A 17,289-nucleotide genomic window follows, 5' to 3' on the forward strand; every position below is an offset into this window, starting at 1 on the left:
CTTCAGCATGAGGAAATATTGTTATGTCGACTGAGAACACCAGCACTGCAGTTGCTGAAGAAATTCCAAATTTATTGATTACACCAACTGCACAAGAGTACTTATTTGACTTGCTCAACAAGCAAAATACTCCGGGCATCGCTGTACGTGTTTTTGTGGAAAATGCAGGAACTCCACGCGCAGAGTGTTGCATGGCTTATAGCGCACCTGATGAAGTTGTACCAACAGATTACAAGCAAGATTATCCAGAATTTGCTGCATATATTGATACGCCTTCTATTCCATATTTGTTAGATGCTGTAATTGATTATAATAAAGATCGCTTTGGTGGTCAGTTAACTTTCCGTGCACCGAACTCTAAAGTGCCACGTGTTGGTCCTGATGCATCGATTGAAGAACGTATTACTTATATCCTTCAATCGGAAATCAATCCGGGTTTGGCAGGGCATGGCGGTAATTGTGCCTTGGTGGAAGTGGTTGAAGATGAAGAACATGGTTTAACTGCTGTATTGAAATTTGGTGGTGGTTGCCAAGGTTGTTCAGCCATTGATGTGACTTTAAAGCAAGGTGTACAAACAACGTTGCAACAGCATATTCCCGAGTTAAAGCGTGTTGTGGATCAGACAGATCACAGCCAAGCTGAAGGTGCTTATTTCAAATAAGATCTAAGTCCATATTAAAAAGATAGCTTCCTCATGGAAGCTATTTTTTTAGCTTAACTTATTTTGTAAATAATAATGAGAATAATTATCATAAGCAATTGCAAATTTAATCCCTTTTGTTACAATGCGCTACGAAAAGTTCTCATTCTCTCCTTAAATTTTTCGGAAATACGTATGAACAACACATGGATTAAATCTTCATTATCAGTTGCAGTCCTGTCTTTAATGACGATGAATGCACAAGCGGAAGATCAAACACAGATTGAAAAAAAGAGTACTCAATTAAAAACGATTGTTGTGACTTCAGCAGGGGGCTATGAGCAAAATATTGCAGATGCAGCGGCAACCATTTCTGTGATTTCAAAAGAAGAATTAGAAAAAAAATCGTATAGCGATGTCACCGATGCTCTGAAAAATGTACCAGGTGTATTTGTGCAAGGCGGTGGGACAAATCAAACCATTTCAATTCGTGGTATGGGTTCAGCTTATACATTGTTTTTGATTGATGGTAAGCCCATGAACGATGGGAGTTTGCTGACCACAAATGGTGGAGTGCAAGGAGCTTCAGTCAATTTCTTGCCGCCCATTGAGGCGATTGAACGTATTGAAGTGATCCGTGGGCCTTCATCGTCACTTTATGGCTCAGATGCGATGGGCGGTGTCATCAACATTATTACCAAGAAACATCAAAATGAACTGACAGGCAGTATTCGTACTGAATATATCAAAGCGGGTCAATCAAACGATGTGAACAATGATGCAACGAATACCAGTCTGTATGTTAATGCCCCTTTGATTGACAAACTATTATCAATGCAAGTCACCGCTGGTGTACAAACCATTGAAGAAAGTACGCTTCAAAAAAATACGTCTGAAACGGGTGAGAGTGAGCCAGATTTTTTAAAGAAAAATTTATCGACTAAATTTGTACTGACACCAGATGAAAAAAATACCGTAACAGCTGAATATTCTTTTACTCAACAAGAAAGAACGCATAATCCAGGCAAAAGTTATACGCGATACGTGTCTGCAACAGGTCAACGTGTTGATATTGATGCTAAAGACCACATTTTGTCGGGTGGAAATTATTATCCCGCTTTTGATACAGGCAAAACCAGTGATAAGGGGGCGATCTATCAGTCGGATGTCGTTCCGAATACAAGATCTTATTCAGAATTAGAAAAAAATAGATTCAATTTGTCTCATGAAGGCGATTATGAGGATTTAAAACTAACCTCGTATATTCAGTTCGATCAAGATAAAAACAATTCAATTTCAGGTCGAACCGTAGGTAAGTTGCAAAACCCAGGTGGCATATTATTTGAAACCTTGACAGCCAACTCACAAGGGACTTATTTCTTAGATGAGCACACCCTAACTTTAGGCGGAACCTTTAAAAAAGAAAATTTAGAAGATGGGACAACCAACCAAAAAGCAGAAATGGCCGGTAAAGTGACCAAGATGGATCGTTATCAATGGTCATTATTTGCTGAAGACACTTGGGCAGTCTCAGACCAATTGGCACTGACCTTAAGTGGTCGATACGATGAAAATGAATTTTTCGGTAATAACTTCAGTCCGAAAGCCTATGCAGTCTACAAGGCATCTGATCATTTCACGCTGAAAGGTGGTGTAATTTCAGGATATAAAGCGCCAAGTCTACGGAATTCATCGCCTCAATACATGTTGAACTCTATGGGGGGTGCCATCATGCCTAACCCAGATTTAAAACCAGAAACCAGTTGGACCTATGAAACGGGATTCTCTTTTGAAAATCATGATCTCGGTTTATTGGCGAGTGTCATGGTTTATCAAACGGATTTCAACGATAAAATTACGCGTTCAGCACGTATGCCTGGGAGTCGTCCACCGGTTGATGAAAATGGTGATGCCATCACCAGTGGTCCATTGTATGAAGAACATTTAGCATTCTATGAAAAAAATCCAGACTTACCTATAAATACCAACGGTTATACGTATAACTATAATGTTGATGAAGCTCAAATTCAGGGTGTTGAGGTGACCACGGATTATCATATTAATGATTATTTAAAATATCGACATTCTTATACTTATACAGATAGTGAGCAAAAAACAGGTGCCAACAAAGGCAAACCATTAAATGATTTACCTAAGCATATGTTCAATGCAGGTTTAGATTGGGATGTGAATGATCAACTTTCATTGTGGAGTCAATTGAATTATCGCGGTAAGACCGTCGGTAATAATCAAACACCCACCTATACATTTGTCGATGTCGGTGCGGTCTATAACTATAGTGATGCAATTCAATTGTCTACAGGGATTTATAATGTAGCCAATAAGAATGTACTCGATGATGGCAATGATTGGGTTTTAGATGGTCGAAGATATAGTTTTGCTTTGAACTACAAATTCTAAATACTCAATCTAAAAATGGGGCCTAAAGTCCCATTTTTGTGCTTTTAGCTCTTATTTTGCATGAGTCACGGGAATGTTATGAAAAGAAAAGAGGGTTATGTGGTGGATACGACTTATCCTGTATTTTTCTATAAAGAAATGCAGCCCATTTGGTTGAATACAGTGGTTCATTTTTTAGGGTTTAAAACACCGAATATGCAACAAGCGTTTTCATATTTAGAACTGGCATGTGCGACAGGTATAAATCTTTTAATCAGTGCTTTGAATAACCCTCATGCAGATTTTGTTGGCGTGGATTTTAATCAACACCATATTCAGCTAGCACAACAGTCTGCTCAGAAACTTGGATTGAAAAATGTTCAATTCGTTCATGCTGATTTTGCAGAGTTTTTGGCAAGCAGTACCCAAAAATTTGATTTTATTGTGAATCATGGCACGTTTACTTGGGTCTCAACGACACATCAGCATCAGATACTCGACATCATTGATCAATCCTTGAATGATTCAGGTCTGTGCTACTTACACTATATGTGCTACCCAGGCTCTAAAGATTTAATTCCATTGCAGAAACTATTGAACTTGGTTGATGAGCAGCATCAACAGTCATCTTTAGTCAATATTGAAACTGGGAAACGGCTTTTTTATGATCTGCATCAAGCGGGTGCATTTGTGAATCAAATAAACATGGATGCAGTATTAAATACGCTGAAAAATAATGAGACATATTTAGCACATGAGTTTTTAACAGATCATTGGAAACCTTTATTTAGTGTTGATTTACACAAAATGGTTTATGACCAAACCCAAATGTCATATTTGGGAAATGCGCTTCCATGTGAAAATTTGGAAAGCATTAGTATTCCTGCAAATATGCAACAGATCATTAGAAATACCCAACAGCCAGCTTTGCGAGAATATCTGAAAGATCTAGCGAGAGATGCGAAGCAAAGAGTGGATATATTCCAGAAAAAACCAGTGCAATTAAGCCATGATGATCACTTTAAAAGAATAAGTGACATAAAATTCAAAATACTATCGCCTCAATCACTAGCGAATCTTAAAGTTTTTAATACGCCGATTGGTCAAATTGAAGTAAATCAAAATGTGCTCACGTCACTGCTTCAAACAATGGGAGAGGGGCAGCAAAGCTTTAAGGATTTATTAAATCTTCCTGTATTTAATCAGAATCCGCTTTTTTTAATTGAGACACTCTTTTTACTGATGCAGGAACAGCATATCCATCCCGTTATAGATCAGGGATTTTCCATTCATAAAGAACAAGCTCTTCATTTTCAGGATTGGGTTCGAGCTTTAGGGATAAATTTAGAATTAGTCCCTGATTGTGCTACGGCGATTTATAAAATTTAAAGTGATGAGAGACGAAAAAACCGCTGAAATCAGCGGTTTCTTTAATCAAAGTGCCTTTATTCTGCACTCAGAATTTTTTGGACAGGGTCTGAGTAATAAAATTTCTCAAGATGAAGTCTAGCACGTTGTTTTAAATGATCGGATGAGATCATCTGTTGAATCACAGGAGCAAGTAGTGCTTGTAATTGATTTTGAATGAGACTTTCATCAATATTGATATCATTCAAAATCGCATCAAAATTATGATCTTGATTGCGAATGTACCAAGCATAGATACCATCATGCACTTGTTGTTTTAAATAATCTGTTTGACGAAGATGATCCCAAATTTCGTGCCCCATTCCTACCGTATTGGGGAGGTCAGAGACTTCAATATAGTTTCTCAATCTTGATAAAGGCACTGGTTTAATCTTGTGCCATAGATTGGCTTGAAAATGATAGAGCTTATTGTCATCAAACTGCTGATTGATCACGTGTTCACTGAGTTGGCTAATTTTAATGATGTTTTTTTGAAGATAATGTTTAACAGTGTCATCCAAGTTTGAATCTGTCACAGACTCTAAAACAGATTTACCCATTTTCATGAAGCGTCCCACACCAGGGACTTTTTTATTCATGACTGAATTATCAATATAATCTTGAATTGAATGATGAATCAGTTGGGTCAATGTTGTTGAAAAAGCAGGATGATTGACTAATCTTTTGATTAAAGCCTGACGATGTGAGCTTTTACTTGCAACGTATTGAGCAATTTTATCAATGGTTGCAACTGGGATGATATCTTCAATCTTGGTGGAGTCATTTACATTATGTGCCAAAGCCAGTCGAATATGATCGGCAATTTGCTCAATCAAAAAAGAGCTGGCTGGCGTTTCCAGAATTTGTTTCTGTAATAAATCATTGATTTGAGGAAAACTCCAAAGATTCTTGAGCGGCTGCTTTCGAAACCAATGATAAAAAGCAATAAACTCATTTTGAATGGTATCTGCACTTGAAAACTCTTGATCCAAGAATTCAAGTTGAGCATCGATCAGTTGTTCAATGATGGGGTTCTTCGTCATGAAAATAATCTCAAAAGTCCTTCAAGGATGGCATCCTTTGCCTATCATTGTACTGTATTTAAGAACTCTAAATAGCTCTGACTCACACGTTCTGGCGCCTCAAGCATCGGAATGTGGCCAACATGGTTTAAAATAATCGGTGGTCTAGCATTTTTGAGGGCATTTTTAAGGTCTTGTGCGACTTCAACGTTTACAATCTGATCTTGCTGACCCCAGAGAATCAACGTAGGGGAATTAATTTGCCCCAACATTTCTTTAAATGATGCTAAAGAATATTGTTTATTCATATCGTTGAGCTGGTGAATTAAGCGTGCTGTATGTTGAGAATTTTTAATTAAATTTTGTTCATATTGTTTTTTAATAATAGAGGGAATAAAAGGGGGATTGTACATTACCTTACGTGTGACAAAGTCTAAGTCTCCCGGTTGTTGAATGAGTAATTGTTTTAAATAAATCGGGTTGTTTAAGTAGTGAGTTTGATTGTTTTTTAAGATGCCACCAGCACTCATAATAAATAAACTTTTGGTATCGTAATGATATTGCGATGCGTACATCAGTGCGATCGAACCTCCAACCGAGTGACCTGCTAGATGTAATTGATTTTGGACATGTGAAGCTTCAACAAAACGACGAAGTTGATCCGTTAAATTCTGCAAGCTAAGATCAAAATGATCAGGAACGTTTGTATCACCACTACCGGGTAAATCTGGAATAATCAGGTGATAATCCAAACTTAATGTACGAGCGATGGGGTTCCAAGAATCTCGGTTTGTACCTATTCCATGAATGAGCAATATCGTGGGTTTATTTGACGCACCAGCTTCACTATAAGTCCAAGTAACATCGCCAACTTTCAGTGTTTTGGTCTTTACATTTGCCCACTGACGTTCCTCATTTTGGTATTTTTTGAAGTCAATAAATTCTTCTTGTGCATGTGAATGGGCTAATGCAAAAAGAAAAGATGAACATGCGAGACAACAAACTAAAGTGTGTTTTATGGAGAAAGTGGGAGCAAATGATGCCATTCAAAAAAAGTCCAAAAATTTATCGACAAATTATATTCAGTTTTTAGAAAATGATTTCTATAGAACTGTACGACATTTGCAGTAGGAACTCGCCAAGGTGGTCGAAAAAATCCCTCAATGGATGCCGCATTTAAGTTGAAAAAAATCAAAGTTAAGGGCGTTGAGCGACCGAGTAAATCATGCATGCTATGGAGGATGTATTTTTTCGCAATAAGAAAATAATGTAACTGAGTATAAATTTAGTCAGTGACTTTGAAAAAGTACGGTATTAAAATTGTCGAACCTTTAGACCCATGGAAGAAACATGCTGACTGCAGAAGAAGTTTTAGAACGTTTAAAAAATGGTAATCAACGTTTTGTAGAGGGTCAAACAAATCATCAGAGACTTTTGTCACATCAAGAGCGCGCTCAAATGGCAGAAACTCAAGAACCATTTGCCATTATTTTAGGTTGTTCTGATTCTCGTGTACCTGCCGAAATGGTTTTTGATCAGGGGTTAGGAGATTTATTTGTAATTCGTGTTGCAGGAAATATCGTTGCACCATCACAAGTTGGAAGTGTTGAATTCGCTGTGGATAGCTTTGCCTGTCCTGTGGTTGTGGTACTGGGTCATACCCACTGTGGTGCGATTGAATCAACCATTGAAGTGCTCGCAAATCCAGATAAACCACCCTCTGCAAATCTCATGTCTATTGTAAATCGTGTTCGACCATCGGTTGAAATCTTAATGCAAACAGAACTTAAAGATGATCTGAAAAAATTATCGTGCCATGCGGTTCGTTCAAATGTCTTTGCATCGGTGAATCAGTTACGCCATGGTTCTGCTGTATTGGAGAGTTTTATATCTAAAGGCAAATTGAAAGTTGTAGGTGCAGAATACTCACTTGAAACAGGTGAAGTGACCTTCTTCGATTTCTAATTGAATCAAATCAAAATTAAAGATTGAAAAAAGGCGCTTTATAAAGCGCCTTTTATGTAGGGATATGCATTATTTAGAAGAATTTTCTGTGCATTGGCATTGGGGTGAATCAAGTCTTTTTGCATTAGGTTTTTATTACCAGCAACACCTTCCATAAAGAATGGTAGCAGTTTGACTTTATAGGTTTGGCTGAGTGTTTTGTAATTATTCTCAAATGCTTTGCTATAAGCTGTTCCATAATTAGGTGGTATCTTCATTCCAAATAACAAAACAGTTGCTTTGCTTTTCTGACTTTGTTGAATCAATCTTGCCAAATTTTGTTCAATCATCTTGGGCGGTTGTCCACGTAAGGCATCATTACCTCCCAATTCGATCACCACAATCTGTGGCTTGTGCGTTGCTAATAATTTAGGTAAACGCGCCAAAGCACCGCTGGTGGTTTCACCACTGACACTGGCATTGACCACCTTATGTTTTTTCGGATACTGTTGGTCTAAGCGCTGTTGTAATAAATTGACCCAACCCTGTTGTGGGCTTACACCGTAGCCTGCACTTAAGCTATCACCGACAATCAGGATCGTTTTTGCAAATGCCGAGACAGGCACAGCGATAAATAAACCACACATAATTAACGGTGTAAATCTCTTTAAGATATTGAAATTCATTATACTTTTAAAATACATAAAGGCTTTCTATGCTTCAATCTGATTCGACTTCATCTATCATGCCACAAGTGATTATTTCTGCACAGAAACTTACACAAAGCATTCAATTGCAGCAAAAGTTACTCACCATTTTTGAAAATGTAGATGTCGAAATTTTGGCAGGAGAGCAGATTGCAATTACTGGGCGCTCAGGTTCAGGTAAATCAACATTATTGGGGATCTTAGCCACTTTGGATCAAGCATCTTCTGGTCAATTTTATGTCAGTGGTGAATCTGTACATGATCTAAATGAAGAACAGCGCGCTTTGATTCGCTTAAAACATATTGGTTTTGTTTTCCAATCCTTTCAATTGTTGCCTTCGTTAACGGCACTTGAAAATGTCATGTTGCCATTAAGGTTACAGCCTCATTTTAATTATGCAGAAGCAGAGAAAAAAGCAGAAAGCTTACTAAAAAGAGTGGGGTTGGAAAGACAAATTCATCAAACCCCAAAAGTTTTGTCGGGTGGTGAGCAACAACGTGTTGCGATTGCTCGAGCTTTGGTCAGTGATCCCAAAATCATCTTCGCAGATGAACCGACTGGAAACCTGGATGGGGATACTGCACATGAGATTGAGCAGCTTTTATTTAATTTAAATCGTGAATTCGGTACGACATTGGTGCTCGTCACCCATGATCCCAAATTGGCAGCGCAATGTCAGCGTCATTTTGAATTAAAAGATGGTCGCTTGATTGAGCATGTTAAAACAGTTGAGACAATGTAATGAATGCATTGTTTAAACCCTTACTGCGACAGAGTTTCGGCTCCACAGGCATTTACTTACTCATTATTGCGATTAGTTTGGCAATTAGTGCAACCACAGCATTGAAGTTTAGTAATGATCAAATCAAACAGGCGGTGTCGCTTCAAGCAGCCAAGATGCAAGCGGCAGATTTGGTGCTAACGGATCATGATCCGATTGACCCATCATGGAAAGAAGCAGCGACTCAGCAAGATTTAAAACAAACAGAAGTCACGGTATTTAGCTCAATGGCACATACCGATGCTGAATTTGTCATGGTCAATGTCAAAGCTATTCAGCCTAATTTTCCATTACGTGGTGAGTTGGTGATTGCTCCGAGTGCGAGGTCTATTCAATCAGGAGAAGTTTGGCTGAGTCAAAGGGCTTTGGAATTGCTAAAACTCAAATTGGGGGATGTGCTGAATATCGCAGATGCTCAATTTAAAGTCACAGGTGTGATCCAACAAGATAGCAATCAAGAAATGGGATTTGCAGGCTTTTCACCAACGGTGATCATTTCCCAACAAGACGTTGCAAAAACCAATGCGATTCAACCAGGTAGCCGAATTGATTATCGACTGCTGATGTCAGGTGAACCGCAACAATTAAACGCTTTTGAAAATTTTTATAAGCAACAGACAGGGCGTTTAGACGACTCAAAAAATAGGCTCAATACTGGGTCTCAGACTAATTTTTCTCAGACCAATTCTTCTCAGCGTATTTCTAATCAAACCAATTCAGCGCAAACGAATTCATCAGACAATGTTGATGCAGATACTGTAAATGAAGGTGCTGAGCAGGACAGTTTAAGGCTTCGTACTGCGAGTGATGGCAACACACGGTTGGTCAAGCCAATCGAAAACTTAGATACGTTCTTACAACTGGCGAATATTTTAACCATTTTACTTTGTGGAATTGCCATTGCACTGACCAGTCAACGTTATGTTCATCAAAACCAAGATTACATTGCATTGATGCGTTGTATGGGGGCTGAAAAGAAACAAATTCTTGGTGCCTATATCAGCTTACTCGGTGCCATCGTGCTGATGTCGATGATTATCGGCAGCATCTTGGGATTAGGTTTGGGCTATACATTATTACAACTGATGCTTCAAATTATTCCGAATTTAGAACTGAGTTTTAAAATTACGGATATGCTGTTTGGACCATTGCCGATTGCTATCTTTACCAGTGCGATTGTACTGTTCGGATTTGTCCTTCCCAGCTTATGGCAATTGTTGAATACACCCCCAATACGCGTGATTCGTCAACAAGAAAAATCTGCTCGATCGATGATGATTATGTTTGCATCAGGTGTGGTGAGTCTGATTATTTTTAGTTTAGTTCTGACTGAAAATATCATGTTGAGCGCCTTGGTGATCGGCGTGATTATTGTATTAAGCGCGATTTTATATGGTGTGATTTGGTTGATTTTAAAGGGCATCAAAGCGCTCAAAAATAGACTATCGAGCTATGTTCGAACCCCCACACAGACAGCATTACAGATTACAGCATTAGCATTGGGTTTGAGCTTAATCACGGTGCTTGCGGTGCTAAGAACAGATTTGTTGGATCGTTGGCAACAGCAATTACCCGAAGGTACGCCAAATCAGTTTGTATATGGTTTACCGCCGTTTGAAGTGCAACAATTCAGATCTCAAATCCAAGCCAATCAATGGGAAAGTACGCCGTTATATCCAAACATTAAAGGACGTTTGATTGCACATAATGGTCAAGCCTTTAGCCCTGAATTGGTTAAAAGTAATAATTCATTAAGACGTGAGTTGAACTTGACGCAGTCGGATCAATATCCTCAAAACAATGATATTGTCGAGGGCAATGCATCTTTTAAAAATATAGGTGAGGTCTCAATCGAAGCGAATCTTGCAACCGAGTTAGGGATTAAAGTAGGGGATCAGTTGACTTTTAGTTTGCCAGAAGGTGAATTACAAGCCAAAGTGATTAATCTACGCACGGTCGAATGGGAAAGTTTTACGCCTAACTTTTTCTTTATTTTTGCACCGAACTCGATGGATGCCAATGCAGGCAGTTATCTAGGCAGTTTCTACGTTCCACCTACGGATAAAGATGCATTGGTGAAAGTGATTCAACAATTTGCCAATACCGTGTTTATTGATGTGTCATTGATTTTGGATGAGATGAAGAAACTGGTGAATGTATTGGTTCAGATCGTGACGATTTTAGCGATCTTAGTGAGTTTGTCGGGCTTCCTAGTGCTGATTGCTTGTATCAATTTATTGATGGATGAACGCAAACGAGAAGTCGCTTTAATGCGTTCTTTTGGGAGTTCTAAAGCCCAACTCAAAAATATGATGACCGTTGAAATAGGTTTAATTGGGCTGATTTCTGGTGTGGTGGCATGTTTATTTGCAGAAGTGATCAGTGCCATCGCCAGTTATAAAATGGACTTGAGTATTCAACCCCATTGGGAAATTTGGCTGATTCTACCCATCACTATGTTTATCTTATGTGCTTTGATTGGGCGTTATCGTTTGAGTTATCTCAGTGATATTCCACCCTTACAAAGCTTAAGAGAAATGAGCCAATAAGGCTTATGGTGGACAGAATAGATGGCTAATCAAGAAATCTATTCTGTGCCTCTGTTTGAAAGGATGAACCCATGTGGTTTATCTTTTTTTATTGCGAAAGCTCACTTAGAATTTGTTGACTGAATTGTTGCCAGAGTGGTTCAATATCCGTGACCAAATTTAAGCAATATTGATAAAAGAAATAGCAGCAGAATATGCCAATCAGCAAACCGACAATATTAAACATAGCACCTTGATTGAGTTTTTGACCGATATACCAAATCAATGCCAATACAGCACCCATGATCATGCCACCGATATGTGCGGCGTTATTAATACCGCTGATCATAAAGCCCATTGAAAGGTTGATGCCTAGTACCATCAGTAACGTTTTTTTATCCAAGATAAACAGCTGATTTTTAAGTTTGGGTAAGATAGATAGCATGGTGAGGGCAGCACCAAGACCCATCACCGCACCCGATGCGCCTGCGCCTACACCGGGATAAAGGTCTTGTTTGGGTTCCCCGAGTTGAATCAACGTATAAGTGTCTTGAATGCTCATATAGCCACTGAGCAAGCTTCCCAGCAATCCTGCGAATAGGTATAAACCCAAAAAATAAAGACGACCGAAGAGTTGCTCTGCCACATTGCCAAAGATATAGAGCGCCCACATATTTAACATCAAGTGAATGAAACCAAAATGGAAAAACATGCTGGTAAAAAGTCGAATGGGTTCCGAAAGAAATGTAATCGGTGCATAATCAGCACCCCAGCGGATAGCATCCATTGAGCTGGGTTGGGTGATATCCATCCCTTGCATGACTTGCCATGCAAAAAGCCCGACATTGATTGCGATGAGACAAGCAGTGATCCACCAAAGCTGCATTTGTATTTTATTTTTATTTTGCATAGAGATCGGATAATCAGACATGATATTTTTGTGCATTCGCCATTATTTATCCGCAAGCTTAGCATGAAAATACATTTTTTCAGGAGGGAACCAGAAGCATGAAGGCTTTTGTTGTACGTACAGCACTGATCATTATAAGCTTTATACTTTTGGTACAGCTTTGGATATTTTCAAGTTTAGTCTGGTGGCGAACCCATCCTGTTAACTCCACCATGATGATGCGGATTGACTATTGGTCTGATTCATCACAGCCAATTAAGCATGAATGGCGTGACTATGACAATATCAGTACCTACTTCAAACAAGCAATTGTTGCAGGGGAAGATGCAAAATTTATGCAACATCATGGTTTCGATTGGGATGGGATGCGTTTTGCACTTGAACGTAATAAAGACAAAGGTAAGGTGGTTGCAGGTGGCTCTACGATTTCGCAACAGTTAGCCAAGAACCTGTTTTTATTTAACAAGCGATCATTTGTTCGTAAAGGTCAAGAAGCTGTTGCGACGTGGATGATGGAACGCATTTGGTCAAAACAGCGTATTCTTGAGGTTTATATCAACTCGGTTGAATTTGGTGAAAACATTTATGGGGTTGAAGCAGCCAGCCAGCACTATTTTGGGATCAGCTCACGCAGTATGTCACGTGAACAAGCGGCATTCTTAGCAGCATTATTACCGAATCCAAAATATTATCAAAATCATCGTAATGACCGTACATTACAGTACCGAAAGCGACTGATTTTAAAATATATGCGCCATAGCGATTTACCAAAACAATAAAAAAGACCAAAAGCCTAATACATTTAGGCTTTTTTTTATGAAATTGTCATAAATTTGAAGCATACTAAACTTAGATCAAACCATTGAACACAGGTTGAACATGAATACCGCAGTGACGACTTCTTCTCAAGACACTAACGTGTCAAAAGATACTTTAGCGCCAGTCCAATATACCTATAATGATCGATTTATTAATCGTGAACTGTCTATTCTTGATTTCCATTTGCGTGTTCTCGAACAAGCGGTTGATCCTCTGCATCCGCTATTGGAGCGCATGAACTTCTTGTTGATCTTTTCTCGTAATATGGATGAGTTTTTCGAAATTCGTGTTGCAGGTGTCATGGAGCAACTTGCACTGGGTAATGAAAGTCGTAGTCCAGATGGTCTTACACCTAAACAAGTGTTAGAGAAAATTTCTGAGACGACGCATGCTGCGATTGAGCGCCAATATCGTATTTTAAATGAAGAAATTTTTACTCAACTGCGAAAAGAAGATATTTGTTTCTTGCGCCGTGGTGAGTTAACGCCTGCGCAGTCTCAATGGGTGAAAAAGTATTTCCAAGAACAAGTTGCACCGGTTTTAACCCCAATCAGTCTTGATCCTGCGCATCCATTCCCGAGATTAGTCAATAAAAGTCTCAACTTTATTGTGACTTTGGAAGGTAAAGATGCATTTGGTCGTCAGATTGATTTAGCGGTTGTTCCTGCGCCACGCTCATTGCCACGAGTTGTACGTTTACCTGATGAACTTACAGGTGGCAAAGAACATCATGTGATGTTGTCAGCGATTATTCACGAACATGTTTCTGATTTGTTCCCGGGTATGACTGCAACGGGTTGCTACCAGTTCCGCGTGACACGCAATGCAGATTTGGCATTGAATGAAGATGTTGAAGATTTAGCAATCGCACTCAAAGGAGAGTTGAACTCACGTCGTTTTGGTCGTGCGGTGCGTTTGGAAGTGACTCATAATTGTCCAAAACATATTTATGATTATTTATTGGATGAGTTTGATTTAGAAGAAGAACAACTTTATAAAGTCGATGGGCCAGTCAATCTTGCCCGTTTACTGTCTAATTTCAAGCGTCCACATTTACGTTATGACTCACACACGCCCGTAATACCAAAAGCATTGAAGAAAGCGGAGAATGTGTTCTCTGCAATGAAGAAACAAGATATTCTGTTGCATCATCCTTTTGAATCATTTTCACCTGTCATCAATTTGTTGCGTGAAGCAGCACGAGATCCTCAAGTGCTTGCGATTAAACAAACGCTTTATCGTAGTGGTCCTGACTCAGAAATTGTGCAGGTGCTGGCTGAAGCCGCGCGCAATGGTAAAGAAGTGACCGCAGTGATTGAGCTTCGAGCACGTTTTGATGAAGAGTCGAACATTGCAGTTGCTAATGTTCTTCAAGAAGCGGGTGCAGTGGTTGTTTATGGCATTGTAGGTTACAAAACGCATGCCAAAATGATTCTTGTGGTACGCCGTGAAAATAATAAATTGGTACGTTACGTACATTTAGGTACAGGTAACTATCATGCTGGCAATGCCCGTATCTATACAGACTATGGCTTGATGACCACGCAAAAAGATTTGTGTGAAGATGTACATCGTATTTTTCAAGAGCTGACAGGCATGGGTAAAATGGCGAAGCTGAAAAAGCTGTTACATGCGCCATTTACTTTGCATACGCAATTGATTGCTTTCATTGATGAAGAAATTGCACATGCAGAAGCAGGTAAGCCTGCAAAAATTATTGTCAAAGTGAATGCACTTACTGAAGTTCAATTGATCAATAAGTTGTATGAGGCATCTCAGGCAGGGGTGCAAGTTGATTTGATTATTCGTTCAATTTGTTGCTTACGTCCGGGCTTGCCGGGTTTATCTGAGAATATTCGAGTACGTTCAATCGTAGGGCGCTTCCTAGAACATACACGTGTGTATTACTTTGGAAATGATGGCAATTCACGATTGTATTGTTCAAGTGCGGATTGGATGGATCGTAACCTCTTTAATCGTGTTGAGGTGTGTTTCCCAATTGAAGAGCCAACGTTAAAGAAACATATCTATCAACAAGGGTTGTTGAATTATATGAAAGACAATCAAGGTTCTTGGTTGCTCAATGGTGATGGCACTTGGGAGCGAGTCAAATTAAAAGAAGGGGAAATTCCTCATAATGCTCAACATGTCTTACTTGAAGTTTTTAAATAAAACCATTGATTAAAAAAAGGAGCCAATCGGCTCCTTTCTATCTTTAACTTAGGTGTTCTATTTTCATGTTTAGCTTAAATCAGATGTAATTTTTTGCAAAACTTGAAATAACACATCAAATTCACTTTGAAGCGGTGTGCTCTTACGTGTCACTAAAGATAATACACGTGATGGTGCATTCTCAATTGGTTTAATCACAAGTTGATCATTGTATTTCAACATATGCGTGTTTACTGCAATCTGAGGTAGCAAAGTGAAGCCTAGGTTTGAGCTGACCATTTCAACCAAAGTGGGTAATGAACTCGCCTTCAAGCGATGATCATTTTTACGCTCACCAATTGGGCAGACACTCAACGTATGATCACGTAAGCAATGACCTTCTTCGAGTAGCATCAAATGTGATAAATCTAGATCTTCTAAACTGTTTGCTTGCGCAGTTTTATGATCGGCTTTATTACACACCAAATACAGGCTTTCTTTTGCAATTTCTGCAACTTTCAAACCACGTGTATCAAATGGAAGTGCCAACATGATCATGTCCAAATTACCATGTTCAAGCTTTTCAACCAGATGTTCGCTTTGTGCTTCATGCAAATGAAGTTGAATTTTGGGTAATTCTTTGTGCACTTCTTCTAATAATTGCGACAAGATAAATGGGGCAATTGTTGGAATGATACCTAAATGCAGATCACCCGTCAGTGGTTCGCTCATTTCACGACTGAGTCGCATTAAATCTTGAGCATCTGCAAGCAGGACACGGGCACGTGCAACAACTTGCTCGCCGAGTGGAGTTAAACGTACATTTTGACGGTCACGTTCAACCAGTACGCCACCCAATAAACGCTCAAGCTCCATAATCCCACCAGAAAGGGTGGATTGTGTAACGAAAGAGCGACGTGCTGCTTCAGTAAAATGCAACGTCTCAGAGAGTGTCACCAAATATGACAGCTGTCTTAGGGAAGGTAATGCAGCCATAGTGTCCTAGTGTTTATCATTTAAAATGTTTTGCAAATAAGCCACTGAGTTGTGGAATGAAATGCGCAGGAATATCATGCCCCATTCCTTCAATTAATTCAAATTTCGCGCCTGAAATGGCTTTCGAAACTGCTCTACCATGGCTAGATGGTAGTAAACGATCTTTAGAGCCGTGTACCACTAGGGTTGGCTTATCAATTTGTTTATCGATCTGAAGTAAAGAGCCTGTACATAATATTGCTAAAAACTGTTGAAGTACACCCGCTGGATGATAACTGCGTTGATATAATTTTCTTGCGGTTTGTATTACCTCGATTTGATTGAGGTATCCAGGGGAGCCAATCGTCTGCATCACCTTTAAACTGTGATAAATAATTCCATCTTGATCGTTCGATGCAGGTCTACCAATTAAACTAAACAGTTGCTTAGGAAAGGGGGGTGCAAGAAAGGGCTGATTGTTACTGGTAAATAATAATCCGACTTTATCTACTTTTTCTGGATGTTTGGCAGCAAGAATCTGAGCAATCATGCCACCCATGGATGCGCCAATGATATGTGTTTTTGCTAAACCTAAGCGCTCAATTAATAAAGCGGCATCATCTGCCATGTCATAGAGATCATAAGCAGAACCATGATTTGACAACCCAAAAGCAAAGCGTCCCATCAGCTTAAACGTATTTAAACGAGGACCTTTATTACGGATTTTAGAGGAAAGACCAATATCGCGATTATCAAATCGAATGACTTGATAACCTTGGTCAATGAGCGATTTACAAAAGAAATCAGGCCAAAACAACATTTGAGCACCTAAACCCATAATCAACATCACACTGGGATGATCAGGATTGCCACCGATCTCAACATGAAGTTGAATCCCATTGCCTAAGTCGACTTTGGTTTCTTGCATAAAATGTGCATAAGGTGAAACAGTATATTGTAAGGCGCTATTCATTTTTATTTTTCCTCTAAGAGGATATTTTGA

At 39.2% G+C, this 17,289-nt stretch carries 14 protein-coding genes; 8 read left to right on the top strand and 6 right to left on the bottom strand.

Annotated elements, in window-relative coordinates; translation table 11 throughout:
* Window positions 1–23: 23 nt before the first annotated feature.
* From nfuA to AC5YD2_RS10855, 3 genes are all read left to right on the top strand, one after another.
* Window positions 24–662: a Fe-S biogenesis protein NfuA gene (gene nfuA / locus AC5YD2_RS10845; protein ID WP_496126342.1), complete on the top strand. Its 639-nt coding sequence runs from the start codon at window positions 24–26 to the stop codon at window positions 660–662.
* 174 nt (window positions 663–836) lie between these two features.
* Window positions 837–3,062, top strand: coding sequence for a TonB-dependent receptor domain-containing protein (locus AC5YD2_RS10850; RefSeq protein WP_496126343.1), 2,226 nt, complete (start codon window positions 837–839; stop codon window positions 3,060–3,062).
* Window positions 3,063–3,140: 78 nt separating this feature from the next.
* Window positions 3,141–4,430, top strand: a complete 1,290-nt coding sequence (locus tag AC5YD2_RS10855) for a methyltransferase domain-containing protein (protein ID WP_496126344.1) — start codon at window positions 3,141–3,143, stop codon at window positions 4,428–4,430.
* A 56-nt stretch (window positions 4,431–4,486) separates the two neighbouring features.
* Here AC5YD2_RS10855 and AC5YD2_RS10860 read toward each other — a convergent pair whose 3' ends face one another.
* Together AC5YD2_RS10860 and AC5YD2_RS10865 are read right to left on the bottom strand one after the other, a co-directional pair.
* The gene (locus tag AC5YD2_RS10860; protein WP_496126345.1) at window positions 4,487–5,491 is read right to left on the bottom strand and encodes a hypothetical protein; all 1,005 of its coding nucleotides are present in this window, start codon (window positions 5,489–5,491) and stop codon (window positions 4,487–4,489) included.
* A 44-nt stretch (window positions 5,492–5,535) separates the two neighbouring features.
* Window positions 5,536–6,516: an alpha/beta fold hydrolase gene (locus AC5YD2_RS10865; RefSeq protein ID WP_496126346.1), complete on the bottom strand. Its 981-nt coding sequence runs from the start codon at window positions 6,514–6,516 to the stop codon at window positions 5,536–5,538.
* A gap of 304 nt (window positions 6,517–6,820) precedes the next feature.
* Here AC5YD2_RS10865 and AC5YD2_RS10870 point away from each other — a divergent pair, with 304 nt between their 5' ends.
* Complete coding sequence (locus tag AC5YD2_RS10870; protein WP_496126347.1) at window positions 6,821–7,435, top strand: carbonic anhydrase; 615 nt, start codon at window positions 6,821–6,823, stop codon at window positions 7,433–7,435.
* 38 nt (window positions 7,436–7,473) lie between these two features.
* Here the strand turns inward: AC5YD2_RS10870 and AC5YD2_RS10875 are convergent, their stop codons facing one another.
* On the bottom strand, window positions 7,474–8,061 hold the full coding sequence (locus tag AC5YD2_RS10875) for an arylesterase (protein ID WP_496126374.1): 588 nt from the start codon (window positions 8,059–8,061) through the stop codon (window positions 7,474–7,476).
* 68 nt (window positions 8,062–8,129) lie between these two features.
* On the opposite strand from AC5YD2_RS10875, the gene AC5YD2_RS10880 reads away from it, so the two are divergent.
* Together AC5YD2_RS10880 and AC5YD2_RS10885 are read left to right on the top strand one after the other, a co-directional pair.
* Window positions 8,130–8,864 (top strand): ABC transporter ATP-binding protein, encoded by a 735-nt coding sequence (locus tag AC5YD2_RS10880; protein ID WP_496126348.1) that lies wholly within the window; start codon window positions 8,130–8,132, stop codon window positions 8,862–8,864.
* Window positions 8,864–11,452 (top strand): ABC transporter permease, encoded by a 2,589-nt coding sequence (locus AC5YD2_RS10885; protein WP_496126349.1) that lies wholly within the window; start codon window positions 8,864–8,866, stop codon window positions 11,450–11,452. The genes AC5YD2_RS10880 and AC5YD2_RS10885 overlap by 1 nt, the downstream gene beginning before the upstream one ends.
* An 88-nt stretch (window positions 11,453–11,540) precedes the next feature.
* Here AC5YD2_RS10885 and AC5YD2_RS10890 read toward each other — a convergent pair whose 3' ends face one another.
* Entirely contained in the window at window positions 11,541–12,362 is an 822-nt protein-coding gene (locus AC5YD2_RS10890; protein WP_496126350.1) for a rhomboid family intramembrane serine protease, read from the bottom strand.
* A 77-nt stretch (window positions 12,363–12,439) separates the two neighbouring features.
* Here AC5YD2_RS10890 and mtgA point away from each other — a divergent pair, with 77 nt between their 5' ends.
* Complete coding sequence (gene mtgA, locus AC5YD2_RS10895; RefSeq protein WP_496126351.1) at window positions 12,440–13,120, top strand: monofunctional biosynthetic peptidoglycan transglycosylase; 681 nt, start codon at window positions 12,440–12,442, stop codon at window positions 13,118–13,120.
* 100 nt (window positions 13,121–13,220) lie between these two features.
* A complete protein-coding gene (ppk1, locus tag AC5YD2_RS10900) occupies window positions 13,221–15,332 on the top strand; it encodes a polyphosphate kinase 1 (protein ID WP_496126352.1) in 2,112 nt (703 codons plus the stop codon).
* A gap of 69 nt (window positions 15,333–15,401) precedes the next feature.
* On the opposite strand, the gene oxyR is transcribed toward ppk1, so the two are convergent.
* Window positions 15,402–16,307, bottom strand: a complete 906-nt coding sequence (gene oxyR, locus AC5YD2_RS10905; RefSeq protein ID WP_496126353.1) for a LysR family transcriptional regulator OxyR — start codon at window positions 16,305–16,307, stop codon at window positions 15,402–15,404.
* Between the two features lie 16 nt (window positions 16,308–16,323).
* A complete protein-coding gene (locus AC5YD2_RS10910; protein WP_496126354.1) occupies window positions 16,324–17,259 on the bottom strand; it encodes an alpha/beta fold hydrolase in 936 nt (311 codons plus the stop codon).
* Between the last annotated feature and the right edge of the window lie 30 nt (window positions 17,260–17,289).

The sequence above is a fragment of the Acinetobacter sp. CY73 genome (genome assembly GCF_059515865.1).